Source organism: uncultured Parasphingorhabdus sp., assembly GCF_963975555.1.
Lineage (GTDB): Bacteria > Pseudomonadota > Alphaproteobacteria > Sphingomonadales > Sphingomonadaceae > Parasphingorhabdus.
This window is the reverse complement of the sequence record NZ_CAXBHH010000004.1, coordinates 191,743-218,139: the sequence shown is the minus strand read 5'-3', so window position 1 is coordinate 218,139 and position 26,397 is coordinate 191,743. Positions and strand designations below refer to the sequence as shown.

25 protein-coding genes and 1 tRNA gene are annotated in these 26,397 nt (G+C 55.0%); 18 read left to right on the top strand and 8 right to left on the bottom strand.

Going from position 1 to position 26,397, the window contains the following annotated elements; translation table 11 throughout:
* The first annotated feature begins 343 nt into the window (after positions 1 to 343).
* The 12 genes from rpsB (at position 344) to rpmE (ending at position 11,838) form a co-directional block, all read left to right on the top strand.
* Entirely contained in the window at positions 344 to 1,249 is a 906-nt protein-coding gene (rpsB, locus tag AAC060_RS10875; RefSeq protein ID WP_339826026.1) for a 30S ribosomal protein S2, read from the top strand.
* Positions 1,250 to 1,359: 110 nt separating this feature from the next.
* Complete coding sequence (tsf, locus tag AAC060_RS10870; protein WP_339826024.1) at positions 1,360 to 2,283, top strand: translation elongation factor Ts; 924 nt, start codon at positions 1,360 to 1,362, stop codon at positions 2,281 to 2,283.
* Positions 2,284 to 2,402: 119 nt separating this feature from the next.
* On the top strand, positions 2,403 to 3,125 hold the full coding sequence (pyrH, locus tag AAC060_RS10865; protein ID WP_339826022.1) for a UMP kinase: 723 nt from the start codon (positions 2,403 to 2,405) through the stop codon (positions 3,123 to 3,125).
* 18 nt (positions 3,126 to 3,143) lie between these two features.
* On the top strand, positions 3,144 to 3,701 hold the full coding sequence (frr, locus tag AAC060_RS10860; RefSeq protein ID WP_339826019.1) for a ribosome recycling factor: 558 nt from the start codon (positions 3,144 to 3,146) through the stop codon (positions 3,699 to 3,701).
* 53 nt (positions 3,702 to 3,754) lie between these two features.
* Entirely contained in the window at positions 3,755 to 4,465 is a 711-nt protein-coding gene (locus AAC060_RS10855; RefSeq protein WP_339826343.1) for an isoprenyl transferase, read from the top strand.
* Positions 4,466 to 4,467: 2 nt separating this feature from the next.
* On the top strand, positions 4,468 to 5,271 hold the full coding sequence (locus AAC060_RS10850) for a phosphatidate cytidylyltransferase (protein ID WP_339826016.1): 804 nt from the start codon (positions 4,468 to 4,470) through the stop codon (positions 5,269 to 5,271).
* Positions 5,268 to 6,428 carry a 1-deoxy-D-xylulose-5-phosphate reductoisomerase gene (locus AAC060_RS10845; protein WP_339826013.1) on the top strand — a complete coding sequence of 387 codons (1,161 nt, stop codon included), beginning with the start codon at positions 5,268 to 5,270 and terminating at the stop codon, positions 6,426 to 6,428. Before AAC060_RS10850 ends, AAC060_RS10845 begins: the two co-directional genes overlap by 4 nt.
* Positions 6,425 to 7,549 carry an RIP metalloprotease RseP gene (gene rseP, locus AAC060_RS10840; RefSeq protein ID WP_339826011.1) on the top strand — a complete coding sequence of 375 codons (1,125 nt, stop codon included), beginning with the start codon at positions 6,425 to 6,427 and terminating at the stop codon, positions 7,547 to 7,549. Before AAC060_RS10845 ends, rseP begins: the two co-directional genes overlap by 4 nt.
* Before the next feature lie 141 nt (positions 7,550 to 7,690).
* Positions 7,691 to 10,339, top strand: a complete 2,649-nt coding sequence (bamA, locus tag AAC060_RS10835) for an outer membrane protein assembly factor BamA (RefSeq protein ID WP_339826341.1) — start codon at positions 7,691 to 7,693, stop codon at positions 10,337 to 10,339.
* Positions 10,339 to 11,028 carry an OmpH family outer membrane protein gene (locus AAC060_RS10830; RefSeq protein ID WP_339826008.1) on the top strand — a complete coding sequence of 230 codons (690 nt, stop codon included), beginning with the start codon at positions 10,339 to 10,341 and terminating at the stop codon, positions 11,026 to 11,028. Before bamA ends, AAC060_RS10830 begins: the two co-directional genes overlap by 1 nt.
* Before the next feature lie 10 nt (positions 11,029 to 11,038).
* Positions 11,039 to 11,497 (top strand): 3-hydroxyacyl-ACP dehydratase FabZ, encoded by a 459-nt coding sequence (gene fabZ / locus AAC060_RS10825; protein ID WP_339826006.1) that lies wholly within the window; start codon positions 11,039 to 11,041, stop codon positions 11,495 to 11,497.
* A gap of 110 nt (positions 11,498 to 11,607) precedes the next feature.
* The gene (rpmE, locus tag AAC060_RS10820) at positions 11,608 to 11,838 is read left to right on the top strand and encodes a 50S ribosomal protein L31 (RefSeq protein ID WP_067198668.1); all 231 of its coding nucleotides are present in this window, start codon (positions 11,608 to 11,610) and stop codon (positions 11,836 to 11,838) included.
* A 33-nt stretch (positions 11,839 to 11,871) separates the two neighbouring features.
* Here rpmE and AAC060_RS10815 read toward each other — a convergent pair whose 3' ends face one another.
* From AAC060_RS10815 to AAC060_RS10795, 5 genes are read right to left on the bottom strand one after another with little or no spacing between them, the layout of a single operon-like run.
* Entirely contained in the window at positions 11,872 to 12,819 is a 948-nt protein-coding gene (locus tag AAC060_RS10815; RefSeq protein WP_339826003.1) for a biotin-dependent carboxyltransferase family protein, read from the bottom strand.
* Positions 12,816 to 13,487, bottom strand: coding sequence for a carboxyltransferase domain-containing protein (locus AAC060_RS10810; protein WP_339826000.1), 672 nt, complete (start codon positions 13,485 to 13,487; stop codon positions 12,816 to 12,818). Before AAC060_RS10810 ends, AAC060_RS10815 begins: the two co-directional genes overlap by 4 nt.
* Positions 13,487 to 14,242, bottom strand: a complete 756-nt coding sequence (pxpA, locus tag AAC060_RS10805; RefSeq protein WP_339825997.1) for a 5-oxoprolinase subunit PxpA — start codon at positions 14,240 to 14,242, stop codon at positions 13,487 to 13,489. Before pxpA ends, AAC060_RS10810 begins: the two co-directional genes overlap by 1 nt.
* Positions 14,239 to 15,450 carry an Nramp family divalent metal transporter gene (locus AAC060_RS10800; RefSeq protein WP_339825994.1) on the bottom strand — a complete coding sequence of 404 codons (1,212 nt, stop codon included), beginning with the start codon at positions 15,448 to 15,450 and terminating at the stop codon, positions 14,239 to 14,241. Before AAC060_RS10800 ends, pxpA begins: the two co-directional genes overlap by 4 nt.
* A 15-nt stretch (positions 15,451 to 15,465) precedes the next feature.
* Positions 15,466 to 16,110: a 2OG-Fe(II) oxygenase gene (locus AAC060_RS10795; protein ID WP_339825992.1), complete on the bottom strand. Its 645-nt coding sequence runs from the start codon at positions 16,108 to 16,110 to the stop codon at positions 15,466 to 15,468.
* A 107-nt stretch (positions 16,111 to 16,217) separates the two neighbouring features.
* On the opposite strand from AAC060_RS10795, the gene gspJ reads away from it, so the two are divergent.
* The 4 genes from gspJ to AAC060_RS10775 all read left to right on the top strand — a co-directional run bounded on the left by gspJ (position 16,218) and on the right by AAC060_RS10775 (position 19,175).
* Entirely contained in the window at positions 16,218 to 16,832 is a 615-nt protein-coding gene (gspJ, locus tag AAC060_RS10790) for a type II secretion system minor pseudopilin GspJ (protein WP_339825989.1), read from the top strand.
* Positions 16,829 to 17,824, top strand: coding sequence for a type II secretion system minor pseudopilin GspK (gspK, locus tag AAC060_RS10785; RefSeq protein ID WP_339825986.1), 996 nt, complete (start codon positions 16,829 to 16,831; stop codon positions 17,822 to 17,824). The genes gspJ and gspK overlap by 4 nt, the downstream gene beginning before the upstream one ends.
* A gap of 90 nt (positions 17,825 to 17,914) precedes the next feature.
* Positions 17,915 to 17,991: transfer RNA gene (locus AAC060_RS10780), tRNA-His, on the top strand.
* A 131-nt stretch (positions 17,992 to 18,122) separates the two neighbouring features.
* Positions 18,123 to 19,175 carry a Glu/Leu/Phe/Val dehydrogenase dimerization domain-containing protein gene (locus tag AAC060_RS10775; RefSeq protein ID WP_339825983.1) on the top strand — a complete coding sequence of 351 codons (1,053 nt, stop codon included), beginning with the start codon at positions 18,123 to 18,125 and terminating at the stop codon, positions 19,173 to 19,175.
* A gap of 311 nt (positions 19,176 to 19,486) precedes the next feature.
* Here the strand turns inward: AAC060_RS10775 and AAC060_RS10770 are convergent, their stop codons facing one another.
* The 3 genes from AAC060_RS10770 to AAC060_RS10760 all read right to left on the bottom strand — a co-directional run bounded on the left by AAC060_RS10770 (position 19,487) and on the right by AAC060_RS10760 (position 24,052).
* Positions 19,487 to 20,542, bottom strand: coding sequence for a phytase (locus tag AAC060_RS10770; protein WP_339826339.1), 1,056 nt, complete (start codon positions 20,540 to 20,542; stop codon positions 19,487 to 19,489).
* A complete protein-coding gene (locus tag AAC060_RS10765; RefSeq protein WP_339826336.1) occupies positions 20,542 to 23,307 on the bottom strand; it encodes a TonB-dependent receptor in 2,766 nt (921 codons plus the stop codon). Before AAC060_RS10765 ends, AAC060_RS10770 begins: the two co-directional genes overlap by 1 nt.
* 235 nt (positions 23,308 to 23,542) lie before the next feature.
* The gene (locus AAC060_RS10760) at positions 23,543 to 24,052 is read right to left on the bottom strand and encodes a DUF983 domain-containing protein (protein ID WP_339825980.1); all 510 of its coding nucleotides are present in this window, start codon (positions 24,050 to 24,052) and stop codon (positions 23,543 to 23,545) included.
* A gap of 278 nt (positions 24,053 to 24,330) precedes the next feature.
* On the opposite strand from AAC060_RS10760, the gene AAC060_RS10755 reads away from it, so the two are divergent.
* Both AAC060_RS10755 and AAC060_RS10750 read left to right on the top strand, forming a co-directional pair.
* A complete protein-coding gene (locus AAC060_RS10755) occupies positions 24,331 to 24,651 on the top strand; it encodes a helix-turn-helix transcriptional regulator (protein WP_339825977.1) in 321 nt (106 codons plus the stop codon).
* An 11-nt stretch (positions 24,652 to 24,662) separates the two neighbouring features.
* Positions 24,663 to 26,330 carry a SulP family inorganic anion transporter gene (locus AAC060_RS10750; protein ID WP_339825974.1) on the top strand — a complete coding sequence of 556 codons (1,668 nt, stop codon included), beginning with the start codon at positions 24,663 to 24,665 and terminating at the stop codon, positions 26,328 to 26,330.
* Positions 26,331 to 26,397: the final 67 nt, after the last annotated feature.

The window sequence follows — 26,397 nt, the reverse complement described above, 5'->3', positions numbered from 1 at the left end:
AATCCATTCTCAACGTGAGATTCTTAATCTTGCTTGTGCCGTCGGGAATTGTTGCAGCAAATTTTTGGCATGCAGTTGGCCTCCTCTGGTCTCGATTCGCCGGGTCTTATGGACCCTGTAGCAACTAGAGGGTCAACCGATGCCTGTCTGGGAACTGGCAAATGCAGCAGAAGAACGTAGGTAAGGCAGGCGAAGCCCAGTTTGTGGTTGCATTTTGTTCCGCTTCGCCTTAACGGCACGCTCATTCCACATGGAAAGCACTCATACCGGTGCCGATAGCGGTCTTTAAGGTCGTTTGAGGTTCTCAGCTTTCCAGAGGCATAACCGGATAAGGAGAAATATTATGGCGGCCCCTGTCGTCACCCTACAGCAATTGATTGAAGCCGGAGCTCATTTCGGCCACCAGACCCACCGCTGGAACCCGAAGATGAAACCGTACATCTTTGGCGCCCGCAACAGTGTCCATATTCTTGACCTTTCGCAGAGCGTGCCCTTGTTCGCACGGGCGCTTGATTTTATCGCCAATGCGGCTTCCGCTGGCGGCAAGGTTCTCTTCGTGGGTACCAAGCGTCAGGCGCAAGAGCCTATCGCTGAAGCCGCCCGCGCAAGTGGCCAGCATTTCGTAAACCATCGCTGGCTCGGCGGCATGCTGACCAACTGGAAAACCATTTCAAACTCGATTCGCCGGATGAAAACCCTGGAAGAGCAGCTCGGTGGTGACACCGCTGGCTTTACCAAGAAAGAAGTCCTGCAGATGACGCGCGAGCACATCAAGCTGGAACTTTCGCTTGGCGGTATCCGTGACATGGGCGGCATTCCTGATGTCATGTTCGTGATCGATGCCAACAAGGAAGAACTCGCCATCAAGGAAGCCAATGTTCTGGGTATTCCGGTTGTCGCGATCCTCGACTCGAACGTTGATCCAAGCAACATCGCTTTCCCGGTACCGGGCAATGACGATGCGGCGCGCGCGATTCGCCTCTATTGCGAATCCGTTGCTGCAGCAGCCACCAAGGGCGGCCAGGACGCTATGGTTGCAGCTGGCGCAGATCTCGGGGCAGCTGTTGCTCCTCCGGTCGAGCAGATTGTTTCGAGCGAAGCCAATGCAAGTGCGATGGCTTCCGGTGAAGAAGCAGCGGTTGCCGATATTGCTGGAATAGCAGCAGAAATGGCACCGGCTGAAGCAGCTCCTGCTGAAGCGAAGGCTGAAGAAAAAGCGGCTCCTGAAAAGGCTGACGATAAAGCCTGAACTTGAAGCATCTTTCTGCAGCCATATATGGGCTGCTACGAAAATAAACGGGGCGACATTTATGTCGCCCCAATTTCACATTTCCCGATCAAGAAATTGAGGAACAAATTATGGCTATTACAGCAGCAGCAGTGAAAGAACTGCGCGAGCGCACCGGCGCTGGCATGATGGATTGCAAAAAAGCGCTGAACGAAACCAATGGCGACGTTGAAGCGGCGGTTGACCTGTTGCGGACCAAAGGTCTTGCCGCAGCCCAGAAAAAATCAAGCCGTACGGCTGCTGAAGGCCTTGTCGGCGTCTCGGTCGAAGGCACCAAGGGTGTTGCTGTCGAAGTGAACAGTGAAACCGATTTCGTTGCCAAGAATGACCAGTTCCAGGACTTTGTTACCAAGGTAACAGCTGTTGCACTGGGGCTGAATGAAGATGATGTCGAAGCGCTTGCTGCAGCGGATTATCCTACCGGCGGTAGCGTAAAAGACGTTCTGACCAACAATATTGCGACAATCGGTGAAAACCAGGCGATCCGCCGGATGAAAACGGTTGCGGTATCCAGCGGTCTGGTCGTTCCTTATATCCACAATGCGGTCACCCCGACGATGGGCAAGATCGGCGTATTGGTTGCGCTGGAAAGCACGGCCGGTGCCGATGTTCTCGAACCACTCGGCAAGCAGATTGCGATGCATATCGCTGCTGCATTCCCGCTGGCTCTGAACGCAGACGGCCTTGATCCCGAATTGCTGGCTCGTGAGCGCGCAATTGCTACCGAAAAAGCGGCTGAATCCGGCAAGCCTGAGAATATTGTCGAGAAAATGGTCGACGGCGCGATGGCAAAATTTGCCAAGGAAAATGCTCTGCTCAGCCAGACTTTCGTGATGGATAACAAAACTCCTGTCGCGCAAGTCGTCGAGCAAGCCGGTAAAGATGCTGGCGTTGAAATCAAGCTTACCGAATATGTCCGGTTCCAGCTTGGTGAAGGCATCGAGAAGAAAGAAGAAGATTTCGCAGCCGAAGTCGCTGCTGCGGTTGCTGGTTAATCGAGCAACAGTTTGAATATTTCAGGCGGTAACGCTTGGCAGCATGGCGCGGACTATCTATGGTCTGCGCCATATTTGTTTTTGGGGCCGGGCTTTGATTCCGGCAGGATTGGATTTGCATGAAACGACCCGCGTTTAAGCGTATTTTGCTGAAGCTCTCTGGTGAAGTCCTGATGGGTTCGAGTGAATTCGGGATCGACCCTGAGACGGTTAACCGCATCGCGACCGAAGTGAAGTCTGCCAAAGAGGCCGGTTTCGAGCTTTGTCTGGTCGTTGGCGGAGGCAATATTTTCAGGGGACTGGCTGCCGCAGCAAAGGGCTTTGAACGGACAAGCGCCGACTATATGGGCATGCTCGCAACCGTGATGAATGCTCTGGCGGTCCAGAATGCGCTCGAACAAATGGGCTGTGACACGCGGGTCTTGTCTGCCATTCCGATGGCGAGTGTGTGCGAGCCGTATATTCGCCGCAAGGCGGTGCGCCACCTTGAAAAGGGCCGGATCGTTATTTTTGCAGCAGGAACAGGCAACCCCTATTTCACAACCGATACCGCAGCAGCATTGCGTGCCGCCGAAATGGGCTGCGAGGCGCTTTTCAAGGGCACTAGCGTTGACGGTGTCTATAATGCCGATCCGAAAAAAGACCCTGCCGCAACACGCTATGAGGAATTGAGCTTCGATCAGGTTTTGAGCGACAATCTGAAGGTGATGGATGCCAGTGCCGTCGCGCTTTGCCGCGAGAACAAGATACCGATAGTCGTATTCTCGATCCGTGAGCAGGGTAATCTTGCAACCGTCTTGAGTGGCGGTGGAACTGCGACCATGGTCGGAACAACCGAATAATATTTAGGGGAAACAGCAATGGCACAATATGACAAAGCCGACCTGCAAAAGAGGATGAATAGCACGCTGGAGGCGCTCAAGCATGATTTGAGTGGCTTGCGTACGGGGCGCGCGAATATCGCGCTGCTGGATACAATCACGGTCGAGGTTTACGGCTCGAAAATGCCGCTCAACCAGGTTGCCACTGTATCGGTGCCCGAGTCACGGATGCTCTCGGTTCAGGTTTGGGACAAGGGCAATATCCAGCCGGTAGAAAAAGCAATCCGTTCCGCAGGTCTGGGGCTGAATCCAATGACGGATGGTCCCAATATCAGGCTTCCTATCCCCGATCTGACCGAAGAACGTCGCAAAGATCTTGCTAAACTGACCGGACAATTTGCTGAAAAGGCCCGCATAGCGATCCGCAATGTGCGGCGCGATGGCATGGATGACCTGAAGGCCGATGAGAGCAAGAAGCAAATCAGCGAAGATGACCGGAAGCGGCTTGAGACCGAAGTCCAGAAGCTGACTGATGAGATGATTGCTGAAGCCGACAAGCTGGCTGACGCAAAAGAGCAGGAAATCCTGACTCAGTGAAGCTCACGCGTTCCAAGGGCGGTTCTGGAGATCTGGTGCAAAGCGTCGCCGGCATAGCAGACCCGACATATGGCGTCCGTCACATCGCGATCATCATGGATGGGAATGGGCGCTGGGCGAAGCGCAAGCATCTTCCGCGTGCGCTTGGTCACAAGAAGGGTGTCGAGGCGGTTCGCAACATCGTTCGCGTGGCCGGGAAAATGGGCGTCGAAGCAATGACGCTCTATGCATTCTCGTCCGAAAACTGGAATCGGCCGGAAGATGAAATCAGCGATCTCATGGGACTGCTGCGCCAGTATATACAGTCTGATATCAATGAATTCGTCGAAAATGGTGTGCGGTTGAAGGTCATCGGCAATTATAAGGTGCTGGATGCCGACATCGTTACGATGATCGACAATGCCATTGAGAAAACGGCCGGGAATGACAAGATGACGCTGGCCGTCGCGCTCAACTACGGCGCGCAGGATGAAATGCTCCGGGCGGTCCAGCATATTGCGACCGCTGTAAAGCAAGGCGACCTGCAACCTGACGAAATTGGTCTCGAACATATATCCAGCGGTTTGGATACTGCCGATCTGCCGCCGCTCGACTTGCTGGTCAGGACATCGGGCGAATTGCGCCTGTCCAATTTTCTCTTGTGGCAAGCGGCCTATGCCGAACTCTATTTTACCGACACGCTGTGGCCCGATTTTGACAAGAAGGAGCTTGAGCAAGCTCTGAAATCATTCGGGGACCGTGAGCGACGGTTTGGTGGACGCTGAACATGGATGAACCAGTCGCTCCCAAACCCGGCAAGTCGAATGAACTGCAAACACGTATCGTCGTAGGCGTGCTGCTGATCGCGGCAGCTTTGCTGGCGGGATATTTTGGCGGGATGCTTCTGTGGCTGCTCGTTGTATTGATGGCCCTAGGCATCATGAGCGAATGGGCAGGGCTGGCAGGGCGTCACGAAAATCGCAAGCTGGCGATGTATGCGCTGTCGGTGCCTTTGGCGATCATGTCGCCATGGGCTGCCGGGGCATCATTTCTGGGGCTCGGTCTGATCTTTGGTGCGGCGATGTTCGTTGCGATATTTGACCGCTCGTTCAAACTCGGGGCCGGCGTGATCTATGCCGGTTTACCTGCACTTGCGATCCTCTATTTGCGCGATATCGACAAGGGCATATTGATCATGCTCTGGACGCTGGCTCTGGTCTGGGCCACCGATATCGGTGCCTATTTTTCAGGCCGTGCGATTGGCGGGCCAAAATTGGCCCCGCAATATAGTCCCAATAAGACCTGGGCGGGTCTGATTGGCGGCGTCATTTTGACAGCGGCGGTAAGCTTTGTTCTGCACATCTATTGGGGGCTCCCTTTCTATCTGGTGCTGCTCAGCATTCCTCTGGCGGTTTTGGCGCAGATGGGTGACTTGTTCGAAAGCGCGCTCAAGCGGAAAGCGGGCGCGAAGGACAGCGGTACAATCTTTCCCGGCCACGGCGGTGTGATGGATCGTCTCGACGGCTTGATCCCGGTCGCGCCGGTTGTCGCGTTGGTCATGCTGGTCGAACACTGGCCAACCCTGTCATGACCAAATCAATCTCGATATTTGGTGCGACAGGATCAGTAGGTCTTTCGACTCTCGACCTTGTTCGTCAGCATCCGGACCAATATAATATCATTGCCATGACCGCCAACAGCAATGCTTCCCATCTGGCTGCTCTGGCCAGGGAGTTTTCGGCAGAGATCGCGGTTGTTGCAGAAGATTCTGCCTATGAAGAACTCAAACAAGAACTGGCAGGGACGTCTATCGAAGCGGCAAGCGGAGCGGAGGCCCTGGTCGCCGCGGCTGCCTTGGGTGCAGACTGGACGATGGCGGCGATCGTCGGTTGCGCCGGGCTGCCGCCAACGCTCGAAGCCTTGCGCTGTGGCAAGACGGTCGCGCTCGCCAACAAGGAAGCGCTGGTTTCCGCTGGCGCACTGATGATCACCGAGGCGCAAAAATCCGGGGCGACCCTGTTGCCGGTGGATTCAGAACATAATGCTATATTCCAGGCGCTTCAGGGCGGCCGGATTGATCAGGTCCGCAAGATCACTCTGACCGCCAGCGGCGGCCCGTTTCGGACTTGGACACGGGAGCAAATGGCCAGCGTCACGCCGGAGCAGGCGGTAGCCCACCCCAATTGGGATATGGGTGCCAAAATCTCGGTCGACAGCGCGACGATGATGAACAAGGGGCTGGAACTGATCGAGGCGCATTATCTGTTCCCGATCGGTCTCGAGAAGATCGACATATTGGTCCACCCCCAGTCGGTCATTCATTCGATGGTGGAATATCACGACCGCTCGACGCTGGCGCAGCTTGGCTCTCCGGATATGCGGATACCCATCGCCAGCGCTCTGGCCTGGCCGGACCGGATGACCACCAATTGCGAGCCGCTCAACTTGGCGGACATCGGCAGGCTTGATTTTGAGCTACCCGACGAAGACCGTTTCCCGGCAACCAAAATTGCCAGAGCCGCAATCACGGCAGGCGGCGCGAAACCGGCGATGCTCAACGCGGCTAATGAGGTTGCCGTCGCTGCGTTTCTCAAGCGCGCGGTTCAGTTTCTGGACATCACAGAGATTGTAACGCGGCTGTTAGATAGTTATAGCCCGCCGGAACCGAGCGAGTTGGCGGATATTTTTGCGATAGACAAAGAGGCGCGTGTTCGGACCGAGCAACTGGTCGAGGAATTTAAGGTTTGACGGATAACCCCGGTATTTTGCTGACGCTTCTGGCGTTTCTTATTGTCATTGGTGTGCTCGTATTCGTGCACGAGATGGGCCATTATCTGGTCGGTCGCTGGTGCGGTGTGAAGGCCGAGACCTTTTCCATCGGTTTTGGCAAAGAGATAACCGGGTGGACCGATAAACGGGGGACCCGCTGGAAAGTCTGTATTTTGCCATTGGGCGGGTATGTCCAATTTGCCGGAGACATGGATCCTTCAGGGATGAAGAGCAAAGAATGGCTCAACCTGCCAGCCGCGGAGCGCAATCAAACATTCCAGTCCAAATCTCTCTGGCGCCGCGCCGCGATTGTCGTTGCAGGCCCGGCAATCAATTTTATCTTTGCGATATTGATCATCATGGGTTTTGTTATCGCCTACGGGACGAGTGCAACCCTGCCTGTTGCACAGGATATTTCCGAAAATTCGACTGCAGCCAGCATTGGTATGAAGTCTGGAGACAGGATCATTTCCGTCGACGGTGAAAAAATTGACCTGTTTCAGGACCTGCAGCAGAAAATCATGCTGATACCCGATCAAAATGTGGAAATCGTCTACGAACGGGACGGCCAGCTAATCGCCAAGCAGGGCAAGATTGGCGTCAATATTTTGAAGGACAGGTTCGGGAATGAATTTCGGCTTGGTTTGCTGGGAATGTCTTCCAGCCAAGTGGAATGGCGGGAAGTCAGTCCGATAGAGGCTCCTGTCATAGCAGTCGAGAAAACGATCGGCATTGTCGGCCAAATTACGACAACCCTGGGTCAGGTCATAACCGGCAAGCGTTCGGTCAAGGAACTGGGCGGTCCGCTTAAAATTGCACAAGTTTCCGGCGAGCAGTTCAAACTGGGGCTTGAAGCTTTCATTCTCTTTGTGGCGCTGATCTCAATTAACTTGGGGTTCATCAACCTGCTGCCAATCCCGATGCTCGATGGAGGGCATTTGATGTTCTACGCAATTGAAGCGGTTCGGCGAAAACCGGCTAGTGCAAAGGTGCAGGAATGGGCGTTCCGGTCCGGATTTGCATTGGTCATGGTGTTCATGCTGGTGGTGACGTTTAACGATTTGTCTTCTTTTGGTCTGTTCCGGGCGGTCTCCGGCTGATTGACCATTGATTGACTCGCTGCATTGGGGCAGGGGGTTCGCGAAGTTGGTGCATTGATGCCAATTTCATTTTATTTTTTGGTTTATGGTGTGAAAGCGAGTTTGTCTGTGGATCATAAAAAGCGGCTTCTACCCTTGTTGATGTGTGGTACCATTTTGGGTGGCACTGCTGTTCCCCTACAGGCGCAAGCGCAGGAAACGACATCAGTCGTGCCTGCCACAGCCGCTGACGGCGCGATACGGTCCATCGTGGTTAACGGTGCCCAGCGGTTGGAACCGACCACGGTCTTGTCATATATGAAATTGCGCGTCGGTCAGACCTATACGCAGGAATCTGCCGATCAGGCCCTGAAGGACCTGTTCGAGACCGAATTGTTCAAAGACGTCAGCATTCGCAACAACGATGGTGCCGTCATTATCGAGGTGGTCGAGAATCCGGTGATCAACCGGATTTTGCTCGAGGGCAATAAACGGATCAAGGAAGATAAAATCTATCCCGAGATTCGTCTGGCTCCGCGTCAGATATTCACCCGTTCGAAGGTCCGGGCCGATGTGGCTAGAATCGTCGAGCTGTACAAACGCAAAGGCCGTTTTGCGGCCAATGTCGAACCCAAGATGGTTCAACTGGACCAAAATCGTGTCGATATCGTCTTCGAAATCAACGAAGGCCCGAAGTCCAAAGTCCAGCAGATCAATATCATCGGCAATGATGAGTTTTCAGACGGCCAGCTGCGTGGTGAAATGGTCACCAAGCAATCGCGCTTCTATCGTTTCTTCAGTTCGAGCGACACTTATGATCCGGACCGTCTGGCATTTGACCAACAGAAACTCCGTCAGTTTTATTTGACCGAAGGCTATGCGGATTTCCGCGTTATTTCAGCCGTGGCGGAACTTACACCGGACAAGAAAGACTTCATCATCACTTATGTGGTGGAAGAAGGCGAGCGCTATAAGTTTGGTGAAGTGACGGTGGAAAGCGACATCCGCGATTTTACGCCCGAATTTCTAACGCCTCAGTTGCCGATGAAGGCCGGAGATTTTTACGACGCCAAACAGGTTGAAGACACGGTCGAGCGCCTGTCAGAAACCGCCGGGCTTTTTGGATATGCTTTCGCTGATGTCCGTCCGCAATTTACGCGGAACAAAGAAACGCTAACTATGGATATCCTGTTCCAGGTTGCGGAAAGTGATCGCGTTTATGTCGAACGGATCGATATCAACGGGAACACATTGACCCAGGACAAGGTCGTACGCCGCGAGTTCCGCCTGAACGAAGGTGATGCGTTTAACAGCTTCCAAGTCAAACGCTCTGCCAACCGGATCAAATCGCTGGGATTTTTCCAGGAAGATCTGGAAATCGAACAGAAGCAGGGCAGCGCTCCCGACCGCATTATATTGGAAGCCAATGTTGAAGAAAAGGCGACTGGTGAACTCCAGCTTTCTGCCGGTTTTTCCAGCGTCGAGAATTTCATTCTCCAGGCCTCCGTCCGGCAGCGGAATTTCCGCGGCAAGGGTCAGGAACTGCGCGCTAGTGTCAGTTATTCCAGCTATTCACAGTCGATCGAACTGGGCTTTACGGAGCCTTATCTGTTCGACCGGAATATTGCCGTGGGTGTGGATGTCTTCCGGCGTGATTTGAACAGCTTCAATTATGTCAACAGTGACCGCCAAACCACCTTCGAGCAGCTTACTACGGGTTTCCAGATCCGGGGTGGTGTCCCAATCACCGAATATCTTTCCGCGTCGGTCCGTTATGGCCTCAGCCAGGACGACGTGACGCTGGAGCCATCGCTGTTTTTCACGGATAGCAATGGCGATTTAATCCGCGGTAACAGCGCTGGTGATGCATGTGATCCTTTGGTCGCAGGGCGCTACTTATGCGACGCTCTGGGCAATCGTACGACATCATCGATCGGCGCTTCGTTGATCTATGATGACCGGGACAATCGCGTCCGGCCAACGCGGGGGCAGTCGATCGTTGGCAGTGTCGATTTCGCCGGCTTGGGTGGGAGCGTCAAATATATCCGCGGCCGACTGAATGCTTCCAAGCACTGGCGTGTTCTGGGTGACTTCATCTTTACGGCAAGTGCTGAAGGCGGGTATATCCATCCACTGGAAAACCGCTCGAACACTGCGGGAGATGGCATTGATGATGTGCGTCTGACAGACCGCTTTTTCCTCGGGGAACCGCAAATCCGCGGTTTCGATATTCGCGGCGTTGGTCCACGTGTCGTGCGCTCCTCCACCATCCCGGGGCTGGATACCAATGGTAATCCGATCAACGTGATCTCTGAATCCAGTAATCTAAGTGACGATGCCATTGGTGGTCGTGCTTATTATCTTGGACGGGCAGAGCTTGAAATTCCACTCGGATCCGGTGCCCGCGAACTGGGTTTGCGGCCTTCGATTTTCCTTGATGTCGGCGCAGTTTTCAATGTCGTCCAGCCGCTTCTTTTGACCGATCTTCAAACCCAAGCATCCAGTACTGTTGACAGTCAGGGAAATGCATCGCCCACCGGACTTTCTGCTCCGCTCTACTTGACCACCGATGCAACAGGAGCGGCGGCGACTACCTTCGACGCGACCACCAACGGGGTCGCCAATTCGATAGCTACCAGCTACACAGAGCAATTCTTTGGTGATACAATGAGCCCGCGCCTCTCTGTAGGCTTTGGTGTGAACTGGAACTCTCCATTCGGTCCATTCAGGATCGACATTGCCAAGGCTCTACTGAAAGAGCCGGGTGATGATACAAAGTTATTCACATTTAACGTAGGAACACAATTCTGATGACACGTTTTTTCAAAACTGCACTCACCGTTCTCGCCGTAACTGCTGCGCCCTTGGCGTTTGGCTCGGTCGCTAGCGCTCAGGTTTCCGGCATTGCCACGGTGAACCCGACAATCGCCATCGCGAAAACAAAAGCTTTCTCTGCCGCCTATTCGCAGATCGGAACGCAGTATAAATCCTACTTTGACCAGATCGATGCGCGCAACAAGACGCTGAACGGATTGCGGGCGCAGCTGGATACAAACAACGACAAACAACTGACACAGGAAGAGCTGGACGCGGCTGTAAGGGCGAAAAACCCCGTTCTGCAGAGCATTGATACGGAAGAGGCCGAGATCCAGAAGCTACAAACGCCCGCAATCAAAGCGCAAATGTTCGCTGTTGAGAGCATCTTCAAAGAATATGGCAATGCACAGCAGCAAGTCGTCTCGAACAAGAAAATCGGCGTAATCCTGAGCCCCGATGCATTTATTTACGCTCCGCCACAGGCCGATGTAACTGATGACGTTACGGCTGCTCTGGACGCGAGAGTTCCAAGTGTGGGCACAACACCGCCAGCAGATTGGCAACCGCAGCGCAACACGGTATCGCTGCATCAGCAGCTGCAGCAATTGCTGGTAGCAAGTGCGCGTAGCCAGGCTGCCCAGCAGCAGCAACAGCCACCTGCGGCTCAACCAGCCAGTCGCTAGTTGATCGTCTATGACAGAAACGCCCAATTATGATGTAACCAAAGTGATGGCGGTGTTGCCACACCGTTATCCCATGCTTCTGGTTGACCGGGTGGAAGAGCTCGTAAAAGACGAATCCATCCGTGCGATCAAAGCCGTCACGATGAACGAGGGTTTTTTTCAAGGTCATTTTCCGGGTCGGCCGATCATGCCCGGCGTCTTGATTGTCGAAGCGCTGGCGCAAGCCGCCGGCGTTTTGGCAATGGAGAGCTTTGACATGGTCGGGTCGGGCAAGCTGGTCTATTTTATGGCGATAGACGGGGCAAAGTTCCGTCAACCGGTCGAACCGGGCTGCTTGTTGACGTTGAATGTGAAATTCGAACAAAAGCGCGCGCGTGTTTGCAAATTCTCAGGGCGCGCGATGATCGGGGACAAGCTGGCCGCCGAGGCGAACTTTACCGCGATGATCGCTGACCCTCCTGAAGGCTAAGCTTTTTCAAAAGAATCTTGCCCTTTTGCCATTCGCCGGTTAATGCGCCGCTTCCGTTAAATTTATTCGCTTTGGGCCTGGTCGGAAACCAGCCCGCTTAGGAGCCGAAAATGAAATCCGATACGCATCCAGACTATCACATGATCACCGTTCAGATGACCGACGGCACGACTTTTGAAACCCGTTCAACATGGGGTAAAGAAGGCGATACGTTGCAACTGGATATCGATCCTTCCTCGCACCCAGCATGGACTGGCGGCAACCAGCGCCTGCTCGATCAAGGTGGCCAGGTGGCTCGTTTCAACAAACGTTTTGGTGGTTTGTCGCTCAAAAAGAGCTGATCTTTATCGAGGCTATTGGATAGCTTCGATAAATTACCACAATTTGATCTGGCCCAGCCATGACTTCAGGAGGGAAAGCTTTTCCCGATAGATTTCTGTGGCTCGGTCGGTCGTGGTTTCTACAAACTGAATCCGTGCACCCGCACCCAGCTGTCCGATCAAATGACGGTCGGCCCTGATAACCTGCGCAATTCGGGGATAGCCCCCGGTTGTCTGCGCGTCGGGACCGAGCAGATAGGGCTGGCCGCTTGGCGGCAACTGGATTGTTCCGGAAAAAACTGCTGCGCTAGGCATATTGGACGAGTCGCTAGGGCTTAGAGGCGCGCCTTCAAGTGCCAAGCCCATCCGATTGGCGCGTGCTCCGACAGTATAGGGGTTCAGGCATAGATCATCCAGCAGCTCTGCATGAGCATCAACAGCCTCGGGGCCCCGTATAACCCGCAGCACATGGTCATCGCTATAATGTAGCCTGAGACCTTCCGGCGTGGTTCGTTCCACATCCGTGATGGGCGAATCGGGCGTGAAGGCTATGATATCGTCTTTCCCAAGCGCTCGTCCATGAAATCCGCCGAGACCCGCAGCGAGATAGGTTGACTGTCCATCGAGCAATTGGTCTGCATGAATATTCGCCGATACGGACAAATAGGTCCGGCATCCCGGGCGGCTCGGACCGATGTCGAGCTGGTCTCCTGCCATGACTTTCAGAGTCTGGTGCTGGGGGCGGTCCCGGCCATTGATTCGGACATATTCTGCCGCACCGACGACAGAGATAGAGCAGGGCTCGTCCATTTGGAAAAGCGCGTCGGTCAGTGTGATCTCGATCGCGAGTTCATTAAAGGACTTGCCGACGAGAAAATTTGCCAGTGCCAGGGAAAGACAATCGGCTGCGCCGGCGGCGGGCATGCCAAGATGCCGATGCCCGGTAAAAGGCGCGCCCTGTAAAGTCGTTTGCAGCCCGGCTTTCAAAACAGTGATGCTCATTCTTCCGCTTCCAGTGGCCAATTGTCGAACGCGTTTTTCGAAATCGACTCGAAGCGCACAGTATCTCCGGCTGAGAGCAGGGCTGGCTGGATTTTCGAAGGATCAAACAGGCGGAGCGGTGTGCGACCGATAATCGGCCAGCCGCCTGGGCTATCAAAGGAGTAAATGCAACTCTGCCGGCCTATGATACCGATGGAACCCGCAGCGACCAATTGTCTGGGATTCGCCAGTCGGCCAACGGCTGGGCATGATTCCGTGCTTTCGAGATAAGCAAAACCGGGCATGAAGCCCAGCATGGCCACCCGTTGCATTTTTGATGCGTGCCAGGACGGCAACGCCTCCACTGCTATCCCCAACTTTCTCGCCACATGGTCGCGATCGGGAGCTAATTGTTCGCCATAACATACTGGAATAATTAATGAATTACTTGATTTCCCAGAGGCCGGTGCCGCGCGATCCAGTTGATATCGAACCATATTGACAGCGTCATCGGGCGAAGCAAGAGCTGGGTCGAACTGGACTGCTATGCTGTCGAGGCCCGAGACAATTTCGATCCAATGATCGCCCGTAGAAAAGGCTATTTGTGCGGCCAGAACAGCTTCCCAATCGGGCAATGTTATATTGATCCAGTCATCGCAGGTGTGGATCGTGGGTTTGTGGGCCGCCACTATCTGACAGGCCTGATCACTAGTCCGACCTTCTCCAGCGCCAGACGCATTTTTTTGGCGGTTTCCAAAGCACCATCGCTATCTGAATGGAGGCACAGGCTGTGTGCCTCGATCTTCAGGAGGTTTCCACCCTTCGCAATCAGCTCGGCTCCTTGTGCCAGTGCCATTCCCTGACGGAGACGTTCGTCTTCGTCTGCAAGCACAGCTCCCGCCTCGCTGCGGGGTGTCAATCGACCGTTTTCCGTATATCGGCGATCAATAAAGGCCTCGGCAATGAAAGATATTTTTCTCCCCATCGCCTTTTTCTGGATGAGGGATCGTGGCATGCCAACCAGCGCAAGATTGCTTCTTGTTGCCAACTCGATGAGCAGCTCGGCGAGCTCCGGATCATCCTGGGCGTCGTTATACAAGGCACCATGCGGCTTGAGATGGGTTAGCGGCACGCCGACTTGTTCTGCTATGGTTGTGATATCGTGCAACTGGCTGGTCAAACATGCTTCCAAATCTTCCAATGAGATATTCACTGATTGGCGACCGAAGCCGCTACGATCGGGGTAAGAGGGATGGGCCCCGGCCGCGATATGCCTGGACTTGGCGGCCGCCAGCATGGTCCTCATGCTTGTCGGCGAACCGGCATGGCCGCCGCAGGCGATGTTGCAGCTGGAGACGATATCCATAATCGCGATATCGCGCGCGATACCAGCAGGGCTCTCGTCCTCGCCAAGGTCGGCATTCAGATCGATCGTCGACGTCATGGCCAGAACCCCAGAGCGCGTGCTATTAATCGGAAACCCAAAGCGGTGGTTATCAGTAAAATGACCGCCCCCAAGACATTGGCCTTGAGGCCATTGGCATGTTGTCCGAGCAGTTTCTTGTTGTTGGCCAGTTTGAGCAGAAAAACCGCGACGATGGGCAGCAGAAGTCCGTTGGCAATCTGGGCAACGAATATCAGTTCAACCGGACGATAGCCTAGCAGAGCTGCGAACGTTCCGGAGAGGATGACAATCAGCGCGCCGATCTGGAACGGCCTGCGCGAACTGGAAGACTTGAAAATTTCCTGCACGATATAGCCGGTAGCCAATGGAGCGGTGATGGCGGAAGTCAAGCCGGCTGCAAACAGGCCTGCGCCGAGCGTGACGGTCGCCATGCTGCCGAACAAAGGCGTGAGCTGCTCGGCCATATCAACCGCATTTTCGATCGTCTTGCCGCTGCCAAAAAGGCTGGCCGCTGCCGTTGCCAATATTGTCATAGACACCAGTCCGCCGATACCGATCGAAACCATGGTATCTAGCTGTGCCTCGGGCAATTGCTCTTTATCCCAGCGCTCACGCACGCTCGCCGCATGGAGAAACAGATTATAGGGAACGATGGTCGTGCCAATGAGCGCAATCGCGGTCATCAGCCCACCTTCCGGAATGGATGGAACAAAACCTTGCAACAATGATCCGAGATCCGGCCTGATCAGCAGAAAAGTCAGGAGAAAGGCGGCGCTCATTAACAATACCAGAAGGATCAGGATATTCTCTATCCATTTCGGTTTCGAGAATATCAGCATGGCTGATGCGAACAGGGCAATGGTGATGATGACTGGCGTAATACCAAAGGATAGAGGCCCGCCGTTAATCGCTTCGAGACCAAGCGCGGCGCCTGACATATTGCCTGCCTCATAGGCTGCATTGCCCAGTACGAGCGCGGAAATCAGAAGCAGGGCGGCCAGTCCACGAATGATCGGCGACGCGACGGATTTGAGCATCGCTTCTGCCAGCCCCAGTTGCGTGACCAACGCGATGCGTACCGCAAAGGACTGGAGGATGATTGTGGTGATGGTAGCGAATAGCAAGGCCCAGAGCAGTGCAAAACCGAAATTCGCTCCCGCCAATGTGCATGCGGTGACGGTTCCCGGACCAATGAAGGCTGCGGATACCATCATGCCTGGGCCGGGCCGGTAGCGGCTGAGTTTCATGGTTTTGAGTGCAATTTATTTAACCGTCCATGGCCAGGGTTTCTCACGATACCATTTGGTGATCACATATTTTGTGCCGCTACGGACTTTCATCCCGTGATGCAGGGTCCAGTTGTTGACGCTACCATCGAAATTCCGGTTATTCCAGCACAGCATTGTACCGGTCTCAGGGGTAAAACTCTTCTTGAAATGGGTGAAGCGTGTGGCACCCCCCGCGTCTGGTGCATTGAGATAGAGCATGAACGTCCAGGTGCGCTGACCGGAGATTGAGCAATATTTCTGAAAATCCTGGCCATTAGGGTCGAAGAAGTCGGTATGCGCCTTGAACTCCTGACCAACGGCATAGCGTTGGCCCTGTAAAGGTTCGCCGAATTGCTTGTCGATATTGGCAAAGCTGCAGATCTTCGCGTCAATCTCCGCCACGAAACTGTCATCATGGTCGAGGTCGCAGGTTTCGCTCGTACGAAAATAGTCGTCACCGTTCGGATCAGCAATGGTCGAAGGGCGCCGCCGGTCGTCGATCAGCGGCACAAGTTTGCTACATTCGACGGGGCTAAGGAAATTTTTGACAATACATAATTCGATTTCCTTGCGTGGAAACCGCTGCACTTTTCCCAGTGCGACGAGATAGTCAGCCGTTGTATCATTGGCCCCTGTCATATGAACGTCCAAAATTGTTCCTAACTACCTCATGTTACGATAAATGAATCCCTGTCGATCGCAACCGCTGTTTGCGGCTTGGGCCAATCTGAATATAAGCGAGGCTGATGGAAAAAACTCCTGCCGAATCCCGCAATAGCAACGGCTTCACTCTAGTCGAGATGATGGTCGCGCTGTTCATTTTTTCCATGTTGTCGGTGGCAGGGGTGATCATGCTCCGGTCCGCGGTTGATAGCGATGAGGTAACCGCCGGGAAGCTTGGCCAGATGGCAGAAATGCAGCGCTTCGTTTCCTTGATGGAAGCCGATATGAGCCAGACCTTGCCGCGGACCTATCGCGATGATCGCGGTGATCGGATGCCGGCCTTCGCCAGCGAGACCGGAGGGGCGGAGAAAACACTCCTTAAATTTACCCGGGGTGGTCAGAGCAATATCAATGGTCAGGCCCGATCTAATCTGGAACGGGTCGAATATCGGCTCGCCGATGGCAATCTCGAACGCTGGCGTTTCAGGATGACCGATGGCGGGTCTATCGATCAGCCTGCGGTTCTGATCTCGAACATCGGTTCTTTCGAGCTGCGCTTTCGCGACAAGCGAGGGCAGTGGTCGAATGGCTGGGAAACCGAGAGGCTGGCCGACTTGCCGCGTGCGATCGAAATGCAGTTTGAGCAAGATGGGCGGCGTTATCGTCACTTGTTTCTGGTCGGGACGGGCTATTTGTGAGAAAATTGCAGGAAATCGGGACGAAAAAGGAACGCGGTGCGGCGTTGTTGACGGTTTTGTTGCTGGTTGCGGTGATAGCTATACTGGCGGCGCACGGGATTGACCGCTTGGCCGGCGCCACCAAGCTGGCCTCCAACGCGCGGGAACTGTCACAGGCCAAGGCCTATCTGATTGCAGCCGAGTCCATCGGGATACAGTCTGCCGAAGAGATTGTATCCGCCTCTCCCGGCCGGACGATCAATGTTGGTGGCTGGAACGGTCGGGAGCAGAAATTCCCGGTACCGGGAGGGTTGGTAGCAGCGTCGCTCGCTGACGGTGGCAATTGTTTCAACATCAACAGTCTTGTGACGCAGCAGCAGGATATTCTGTCGGCGAGGCCGGAAGGCATGGCGCAATTTTCACGGCTCATGGTGATGCTTGGTATATTGGATGGTGATGCGGCGGATATTGCGGAATCGGTGGCGGACTGGATCGACAGCGATACGGTGGCGGCGCCCCGAGGGGCAGAGGATCAATATTATCTGCAGCAGGAAAAGCCCTATCGCACGGCCAATGCGCTGATCGTCGATGTCAGCGAATTGCGAACGATCAAAGGCGTGTCCGATGATGTTTTTGTTCGCTTGGCGCCATGGATATGCGCCTTGCCGACCACCGATCTGTCGCCAATCAATATCAACACGCTGCGGCCCGAGCAGGCGATATTGCTGGCTATGCTGGGCGCAGTTCCATCTGATCTTACGCCCGCACGGCAGTTTCTCGGGCGGCGGCCGGAACTGGGATACGGCAGTCTGAATGATTTCTGGGCGCAATCCTATCCTGCCAGTCTGGGAGCAACGTCCGAAGTCCAAAGCCAGGTCAAGCTGACCACACGCTGGTTCCGGGCCGACCTGACCGTCGAGATGCAAAGTGCGCTGGTCGAGGAGCGGGCGTTGATCGATGCAGCGCGGCGACCGGGCCGCCTTGTCCATCGTCAGCGCGGCGACGCGCTTTAATTCAATATTGCCCCGCTAAATGCTTGACGATTGCTATCTGCTATCCCTATGCACCGCTCCGCAATGCGGCTATATAGTGCGCGGCTTGTGGCGATCGTAGCTCAGTTGGTTAGAGCGCCGGTTTGTGGTACCGGAGGTCGGGGGTTCAAGACCCCTCGATCGCCCCATTCTTCCCTAGAGAAGCAGACGAAGCACGAAGGTCATCACCACTTGGCCGTGCTGCAAAGTCTCTCTTTATTTGTAATTAAATTACAGCTATGGGAAATTTAATTACTCCAATTTGCCAGGGAAGACTGCCATGAGCGTGATGTGGGATTTGCCGGATTTTGACGACCATGAAGCGGTCCATTTTTTCCATGATGCAGACACCGGCCTCAGCGCGATTATCGCCCTGCACAGTACGCATCTCGGGCCCGGCGCTGGCGGTACGCGCTTCTGGCACTATGAGAATCGCGAAACCGCGGTCACCGACGCGCTGCGTCTGTCGCGCGGCATGAGCTTCAAGAATGCGATGGCCGGCCTTCCGCTCGGCGGCGGCAAAGCCGTTATCCTGGCCGACCGCAATCGCACCAAGACACCGGAAATGCTCGCAGCTTTTGGCCGGATGATCGAGTCGCTTGGCGGACAATATGTGACCGCTGAAGACGTCGGAATCACGGCTGCGGATATGGTCGCTTTGACCAAGGAGACCAAATATGTCTCCGGACTGCCGGTCAGCAACAGCGGCGAAGCCGGCGGCGATCCCGGGCCCTTTACCGCCATGGGCGTCTATCTCGGCGTCAAGGCTGCGGTGGCGCATAAGCTTGGCCGTGACAATATGGACGGCGTCCATGTCGCGATCCAGGGCGTTGGCAGCGTCGGCGGCGGTCTTGCCCGGTTGCTCGCGAAGGATGGCGCAAAGCTGAGTATCGCTGATATCAACAAAGAACATGCTTCCGCCGTGGCAGAGGAAATTGGCGCAACGGTCGTCGGTCTCGACGAGGTCATGCGGATCGAGGCAGATGTGTTCAGTCCCAATGCCTTGGGTGCGATACTGGACAAGGTTTCGATCGCTCATCTCAATGTTCCGATCGTCGCGGGCGGAGCCAATAACCAGTTGGCGACTCCTGAAGACGGACAGCGAATCTTTGACCGTAACATATTGTTTGCGCCGGATTATGTGATCAACTCCGGCGGCATCATCAGCGTTGGCCTTGAGTATCTCGGTGACGGCGACGTCAAGGAAGTCAATCGCCGTGTTGCGATGATTCCGCAGCGGCTGACCGAAATCTGGGAACAGAGCGCGGCGCAAAAACTGCCGGATTCGGATGTCGCCGACAATATGGCGATGGCCCTGATCGGGCGGGGTTAGGCACAGGCCGAACTTTACACGGATCAATTGGTTTATTTTCTGTAATCTTTGTCTGAAAGTCCCATATTTCTGCCATTCTCTACCCGCCGGACCGGCGCCTAGTGTAACCTTTGGATTCTGCGCCTGGTCGGGCGGTTTTTTAAGTTCGTGCGGGCATCCTCCTTCCGTTCAAATGTCAAAAAGCCTGTCCCGCGCATGGCGAAGGACAGGCCGGAAGATAAGGGATCAGGCCGACTGTAGGAAAGAAGTTTAGCTGGATTGACGGAAGGGAGCGCCGCCAAAGCGCTCCCTTCCGTCCAAGTTACCGAATATTATGGCGCAACCGCAGCCTTGATCTTTGACCAGCTGACCAGTTTGAAATTTTGCGTGCCGCCTTCGTTGGCACCATCCTGCATGACCATTAGCCCTTCGGGATAAGCGGGGCCAAAGTCGCCCAAGATGACTTCGATACCGTCTGTTTCAGAAGTACCATCGATGGCGCCATCTACCAGACGGAAGCGGTTCACATAGGTTCCTGTTACAAGGTCATAGAGCACATAGGCATTATCGCCCTGACTGGAGGCGACCAGATAGCCGCCATTTTCGCCTTCGGCTGCCAGTGCCAGGCCTTCGACATCCGCGACCAGTTCACGACCGTTGATATTGGCAAAGCGCTGTGGCGCGAAATTGTCTGCGTCCAGATCGAACAGCCAGATGCCGGCATTTTCCTCGCCCACATAGAGGCGTCCGGTGCGATCATCGACAACGCAGCCTTCCGGCTGAGTGGCCAGCTTATATTCCCGTGTGATCTTTGAAGTCGCTTTGCCATCGGCAAAGGATAGGGTCAGCTCACGGACGAAACCGCTTTTCTCGATCATATAAGCGAAGGTCTCGCCGCCATGATCCTGACCAAAACAAAAACCATAAGCTTCGCCGGCACCCGCCGGATATTTGCCCAAAAGCGACAATTTAGCGGTTTCCGTGTCGAGCTTGTAGAGACCGACATGGGCATTGGCTGGATCATTGCGGATACTCGCGCCAACCAGCACGGTCTTTTTGCCACCGATCATGACTTCGCGCAGATCGACGTTGTTGAGCTCGCCTTCAGGAAGGAAGGATCTTTTTGATCCGTCCAGCCCGTAGACATATAGCCCGGCGCGCTTGTCGGTGCCGATGATCAGGCTTTTCACCGGATCCTTGGCATTGCGCCAGATCGCCGGATCATCCGCAGCGTCGCGGTTGACCGTACCGACCGGAACCGTTTCCGCGTCTGCGGTCAGTTCCAGCGTCGGTACCGAAGAGGCGGCGGATGAAGCCATCCCGGTTTTGGCCGTACATCCGGCGAGGGCGGCGCTGCCCAAAAGCAGCAAAAGTGCAGTATTTTTCATCACATTGTTATCTTTGCGCCAAATTTGAAGGTCGAGCCATATTCTTCATATTGCAGCAGTCTCTGGGTCGATTCGAAATTCTGATAGGCGAAATATTTGGCATTGTTGATGTTGATCCATTCCGCAAACAGTCGCAAATTCTTGTTCAGCTTGAATTTAACACTGGCGTCCAGCTGGAAATGATTGTCGACATAGCGGTCCTCGCTGGCTTCCGCGCCGAGCTCGTCGAGATAGCGATCCCGATAGGTGCCCGCCAAGCGGAAATCGAATGGACCCTTCTCGTAACCCAGCACCGCGTTGAACGTATGCTTGGAGCTGCTCGGCAGAGCGATGCTGCGCAGATCATTGATGTCACCATCTGTCGGCACTGTGCCAGTGGCGTCGGTATAGGTATAGTTGAAATTGACGAGAAAGCCGTCGAGCGGATCGGGCAGAAAGTTGAGCGCTTGCGCGAAGCCCAGTTCGATGCCGAAGACTTCGGCGCTGCTACCGTTGATCGGTATGGTTGCCTCGTCAAAGTCAATGCCGAAGCGGGTGCCGTTTTCCTCGAGCGAATCCACGATGAAATTCTTGATGTCCTTGTAAAAGACATTGGCTGTAAGCGCGCCGTTCGAGCTGAAATAATATTCAGCCGAAGCGTCGAAGTTCCAGGCTTCATAAGGCTGCAGATCCGGATTACCAAATTCACCTTCGCGCTCGTCGTCGTCATTTTGCTCGACGGCGAAGCGGGGGGCGAGATCGGACAGGTTGGGGCGAACGATGCTGCGATAGCCAGCAGCGCGCAATACCAGATTGCGCTGCGGTTCGAAGCGGATATTCAGGCTTGGCAGCCAGTCATCATAGCTGCGCGAGAAGCTGTTCGGAGCAACAATGACCGTATCCTCGGTAAACAGCACGCCGCCAAAGGTCGCATCTTCCTCTACCAGTGTCACCGTGTTCGCGGAAATGACGTTTTCGGTCCGTTCGAAACGGAGACCACCGATGACGCGCAGCTTGTTGCTGTCCCAGCGGCCGAGCAGATAGCCGGCGTAAATATCTTCCTGATTCACATAGTCGGAGACAGCGGAATCAAACTGGCTGTCGATTTCCTGCAGCTCGAAATCGCCGAAATTGGCGCGAAAATATTCCGTCGGGCCACTGTGGCTGGCGACCGGGCCGAGATCGGCGATGCGATAGGTTTGCGTGCCGAGTACATCGGCCAATGTATAATTGCCGGTGCCATCCTCGTAGAATTCTACATTATTGTCGTGGCTTTTCTCGCGCCAGCGGCCCTTGAAGCCACCTTGAACGGTGAAGTCACCGCCATCCATTGCAAAAATATGGGAGACGTCGAGGCGGGCCGAATATTCTTCATCCTGCGCGTCCGACAAGGTGGTCAGTTCGACATCGTCCAGTTCGTAGACGCTGGCGTCATTGGCAAGAGCCGCACCGGAAACTATGCTGTAAAGTGGCATCCGGGCGTCACTATAGTCGAACAATACGCCGACGCCGTCGCCTTCGAATTTGTTGGAGAATGTGCTGGGATCGAGCGAACCGTTTTCATATTCGCTGGATTTTGACCAGCTGCCCGAATATTCGATTTTCCAGGGACCGGTCTCGGTCTTGCCGCCGAGCACGACGGACCGGATCTTCTGGGTCTCGAACCGGTCTTTGACATCGCGTTCGATTTCGATTTCGCCATCGGCGTCATCGAACAGGGCGCTATTGGCATCGCCGCTGCTGGCTTCCTCGTCGAGCTTGAAGGTGGTGCGGGTACGAAATTCCTGATCGTCAAACTGGCTGTAGATACCGCGGGCATATAATTCCGTGCTGTCGCTGGCGCGGAAATCGAAAGAGAGCGAGGCGCTGATCCGTTCCCGTTCCACATCATAATCGCGATACTGGACTTCGTCGGCATAAACGACGCCGTCGTCATTGGTGTCCCAGCCCTCGGCTTCGATATTGTCGGTTTCAAACTTGCGCTTATAGTAAGATATACCGCCTGCCACGCCGATATCGTCGGTAAGGCGGGTCGAGAAGTCGATGCTTCCCTTTGGCGAAACATGACCGGCATAGTCGTTGTAACTGCCCTCGATCTTGCCCGTCAGAAGGTCCTTCTTGCGGTCAAAGGCGCTGACCGTCTTGATTTCGATCGAAGCGCCGATCGTGTCCGCATCCATATCGGGGGTCAGCGACTTCTTGATTTCGATCGATTCAATAAGATCGCTCGAAATCACGTCGAGCGCGACCGATCGGACATCGCTTTCGGGGGAGGGGATGCGGACGCCGTTCAGGGAGGAAGCGTTCAAATTCGGATCAAGGCCGCGTACCGAGACAAACCGGCCTTCACCCTGATCGTTCAATATGTTGACACCGGCTACCCGGCGGAGGGATTCCGCAACATTCTGGTCGGGAAACTGGCCGATGGAATCGCGGGTGATGACCGAGCTTACACCGTCCGCCTCGCGCTTGCGGGAGAGCGAGCTGGCCTGATTGGCGCTTTGGCCGATGACCAGAATTTCGGTGCCGGATCCTGTCTGTAACAGGATGTTGGCGACGGTGGAGCCGGTCTCGGTGACGGTTACGCTGCTTTGACCGGTGTCTGCACCGACATAGCGCGTTTCCAGCGTATAGGTACCGGCTGGGACTTCGGGAAATCTGTAGCTGCCATCGCGCTCGGTGGTGACTACACGGTCCAGTTCAAGGATGCGAACCTGTGCCGATTGCAAGCCTCTGGTTTCGCTGGGATCGCTGACCACGCCGCTGACCGTACCTGCTGATGCCATGCCCGGAAGGGTCAGCAAAATGCTCGCTGATCCGATTAGTAACTCTTTGCGAAATTTAGATATTCTGGCCATGGTGCCCTCCGGTAAATCTGATGTACCGGGCCTCTAGGCGCTAATTGTGAAGGGAAATGACCGTTTTGAAGACTCCGGGATGAATCATTGATGACGGTCCGGTTACAGGCCGAAAATTGGCAAAATCAGCGTGGGGAACGAGCGTCCGTTCCGGGAATTCCGGCTATCGTTGATCCTGACGATTATCGGGTATTCCGGCAGCGGCTGGCCGGGGAGGCTTTTCAAAGTCGTGCAATCCCATCCACCACTGAATGGCAATGATCGCGCCTTTTGCCGGCTGCAGCAACGAACCCAGCAGAATGAGCGCCAGCGTTATTATGATCGCCAGATTGGTCCACATGGAGAAATCGGTTTCGTTGATCATGAAAATGATGACTGGTGCCAGGATATGCCCGGTCACAATGATCGCGACATAGGCCGGGAAATCATCCGCCTGCTGAGCGGTCCAGTCCTGACCGCAGATCGGGCAATGTTCGATCGGCTTGAGCAGCCGGGGAAACATCTGGCCTTCACCGCAGCTGGGGCAGCGGCCATGCAGGCCACGGATGGCAGCCTGAAAAGCGGTTTTAGGCAAATCAGGCGCGCTATATTCGTCCGCTATATTCAGGTCGACAACATCCTCGCCCGGCATATCGTCAACGATTCTATCCAGCAAAGTCTCAAATCCGGCCATCAATTTTATCCCGTCCAATTGTCATTGGAAATATGGGCTGGCTTCGTGCCAGCCGCTTGCATTTGACAGTCGCAGGATGCTCTTCCCGCGACCGTGATGGCGATGAGCGGGTCAGTCAAAGTGCAGACCGCATCGCCAAGGTGAACGTCATCATGTTTGTTTTCTTGTCCGGATCGCCGATCCCGAGTCACCATAAATGATGAAAGGTCACTATACAGGATTAGAATAAATTGTTAATACTGATATTTGATGTTTAATATATGATAATGGATAGATAAATGATCACGTCGCAACAAATGCGGGCATCGCGAGCCATGCTGGGTATCGATCAGAGGCAATTGGCGGAACTGGCCGGGCTTTCTCTGCCGACGATCCAGCGCATGGAGGCGTCCGACGGACAGGTGCGCGGGGTCGTTGACACACTGGTCAAGGTTATCGGCGCGCTGGAAAATAGCGGGATCGAATTGATAGGCGAGAATGCGTCGAGCATCGGCATCGGCCGCGGGGTGCGTTTGCGCGAAACGATGGATGGCAGGACGGCGAATGCAGTCGGTTCGATCCTGTTCGACAAGGCCACGCCTGATGCAGAAGCAGAATAGAGGTTCATCCGGTGCATAGCTTCACTCCCAAAATCCTCACGACCATGCGCGAAGGCTATAACCCCGGCCTGTTTAAAGCGGATGCCATTGCCGGGCTAACGGTTGCCATCGTTGCGCTGCCCCTATCGATGGCGCTGGCTATTGCCAGCGGCGCATCGCCCGACAAGGGTTTGATCACCGCCGTTATTGCCGGTTTTCTGATCTCGTTTTTCGGCGGCTCCCGGGTTCAGGTTGGCGGACCAACGGGCGCTTTTGTTGTGGTCGTGTTCAATGTCATCGCCCAGCACGGCTATGATGGTCTGCTCGTCGCGACATTGATGGCGGGGCTGATCCTGATCGCGGCAGGGGCGTTCAAGATCGGGCGCCTGATCAAGTTCATCCCGCATCCGGTGGTGACCGGTTTTACCGCCGGGATCGCCGTGATCATCGCTTCCAGTCAGGTGAAGGATTTTCTGGGCCTTTCGCTCGAAAATGTACCTTCCGAATTTCTGCCCAAATGGCAGGCTTATTTCGGGGCGATATCAACGGTGCATGTTGCGACCTTGCTGGTCGGTCTCGGTGCTTTTTCGCTGATTATCGCGCTGAGAAGATTCGCCCCCAGATTGCCGGGCTTCCTCATCGCCCTGATATTGGCGGCGGCGGTGGTCGCGTTGCTCAAGCTTCCGGTCGATACCATCGGTACCCGTTTCCCTGATATGCCGACGACGATGCCGATGCCTTCGCTGCCGGCCCTGTCCTGGGCAAGGATAGTGGAATTGCTGCCCTCGGCATTCACCATCGCCTTTCTTGCCGGGATCGAGGCGCTGCTGTCGGCGGTCGTCGCGGACGGCATGACCGGTACCCGCCACCGCTCCAATCAGGAACTGATCGGGCAGGGGATCGCCAATCTCGGCTCGGTGGCGTTCGGCGGTCTGCCTGCAACCGGCGCGATTGCGCGGACAGCGACGAATATCAAAGCCGGCGCGAAAACTCCGGTGGCCGGGATGATGCACGCGCTGTTCATATTGGCGTTCATTTTATTCGGTAGCGATCTGATGGCCTATGTGCCGATGGCGGCGCTGGCCGCGATCCTGTTCGTCGTCGCATGGGGCATGTGCGAGATCGACCGGTTCATCGCCTTGCTGCGCATGCCGAATAGTGACCGGGCCGTATTGTTGCTGACCTTCGGACTGACCGTATTGGTCGATTTGACCGTGGCGATCGGCGTCGGGGTCACTCTGGCGTCGCTCCTGTTCATGGCGCGGATGAGCGAGACCGTCCTTTTCGATAACGGCAATGCACCGGACCATGATGACGAATTGGATGGCGATGATCTGGGGCAGCGCGATGATCTTCCGAAGGGCGTCGAAGTGTTCCGGATCAGCGGGCCGGTATTTTTTGGCGTGGCAGGCGAATTGCTCGATGCCATGCGCAAGATCGGGCGCACGCCCAAAGTGATCATATTGCGCATGCGGCTTGTGCCGATGCTCGACGCCAGCGGGGTGACGATGATCGAGGAATTTATCGAACAGGCCAGCGTCTCTGGCGCCAAGATCATTTTGTCCGGCGTACAGTCTCAGCCGAAGAAAATGCTCGCGCGTATCGGCTTGTCCGATGACAAAGCCGGTATATTTTTCGAAGCCGATTATGCCGCCGCGCTGAAACATGCCAAAGAATTGACAAAGATAACGGTCCACTAGTCGGAGCGGGGATAAAGGTCGTGGATGGTGGTCGGGAAACGGCCGGTCTGTGGATTTTCCGCGTTGC

What these genes read in the sequence shown, in the direction of transcription:
- rpsB (WP_339826026.1), top strand. Translation starts at nt 344, where the DNA reads ATGGCGGCCCCTGTCGTCACCCTACAGCAATTGATTGAAGCCGGAGCT.
- tsf (WP_339826024.1), top strand. Translation starts at nt 1,360, where the DNA reads ATGGCTATTACAGCAGCAGCAGTGAAAGAACTGCGCGAGCGCACCGGC.
- pyrH (WP_339826022.1), top strand. Translation starts at nt 2,403, where the DNA reads ATGAAACGACCCGCGTTTAAGCGTATTTTGCTGAAGCTCTCTGGTGAA.
- frr (WP_339826019.1), top strand. Translation starts at nt 3,144, where the DNA reads ATGGCACAATATGACAAAGCCGACCTGCAAAAGAGGATGAATAGCACG.
- AAC060_RS10850 (WP_339826016.1), top strand. Translation starts at nt 4,468, where the DNA reads ATGGATGAACCAGTCGCTCCCAAACCCGGCAAGTCGAATGAACTGCAA.
- AAC060_RS10845 (WP_339826013.1), top strand. Translation starts at nt 5,268, where the DNA reads ATGACCAAATCAATCTCGATATTTGGTGCGACAGGATCAGTAGGTCTT.
- bamA (WP_339826341.1), top strand. Translation starts at nt 7,691, where the DNA reads ATGTGTGGTACCATTTTGGGTGGCACTGCTGTTCCCCTACAGGCGCAA.
- AAC060_RS10830 (WP_339826008.1), top strand. Translation starts at nt 10,339, where the DNA reads ATGACACGTTTTTTCAAAACTGCACTCACCGTTCTCGCCGTAACTGCT.
- fabZ (WP_339826006.1), top strand. Translation starts at nt 11,039, where the DNA reads ATGACAGAAACGCCCAATTATGATGTAACCAAAGTGATGGCGGTGTTG.
- rpmE (WP_067198668.1), top strand. Translation starts at nt 11,608, where the DNA reads ATGAAATCCGATACGCATCCAGACTATCACATGATCACCGTTCAGATG.
- AAC060_RS10815 (WP_339826003.1), bottom strand. Translation starts at nt 12,819, where the DNA reads ATGAGCATCACTGTTTTGAAAGCCGGGCTGCAAACGACTTTACAGGGC.
- pxpA (WP_339825997.1), bottom strand. Translation starts at nt 14,242, where the DNA reads ATGACGTCGACGATCGATCTGAATGCCGACCTTGGCGAGGACGAGAGC.
- AAC060_RS10800 (WP_339825994.1), bottom strand. Translation starts at nt 15,450, where the DNA reads ATGAAACTCAGCCGCTACCGGCCCGGCCCAGGCATGATGGTATCCGCA.
- AAC060_RS10795 (WP_339825992.1), bottom strand. Translation starts at nt 16,110, where the DNA reads ATGACAGGGGCCAATGATACAACGGCTGACTATCTCGTCGCACTGGGA.
- gspJ (WP_339825989.1), top strand. Translation starts at nt 16,218, where the DNA reads ATGGAAAAAACTCCTGCCGAATCCCGCAATAGCAACGGCTTCACTCTA.
- AAC060_RS10775 (WP_339825983.1), top strand. Translation starts at nt 18,123, where the DNA reads ATGAGCGTGATGTGGGATTTGCCGGATTTTGACGACCATGAAGCGGTC.
- AAC060_RS10770 (WP_339826339.1), bottom strand. Translation starts at nt 20,542, where the DNA reads ATGAAAAATACTGCACTTTTGCTGCTTTTGGGCAGCGCCGCCCTCGCC.
- AAC060_RS10765 (WP_339826336.1), bottom strand. Translation starts at nt 23,307, where the DNA reads ATGGCATCAGCAGGTACGGTCAGCGGCGTGGTCAGCGATCCCAGCGAA.
- AAC060_RS10760 (WP_339825980.1), bottom strand. Translation starts at nt 24,052, where the DNA reads ATGGCCGGATTTGAGACTTTGCTGGATAGAATCGTTGACGATATGCCG.
- AAC060_RS10755 (WP_339825977.1), top strand. Translation starts at nt 24,331, where the DNA reads ATGATCACGTCGCAACAAATGCGGGCATCGCGAGCCATGCTGGGTATC.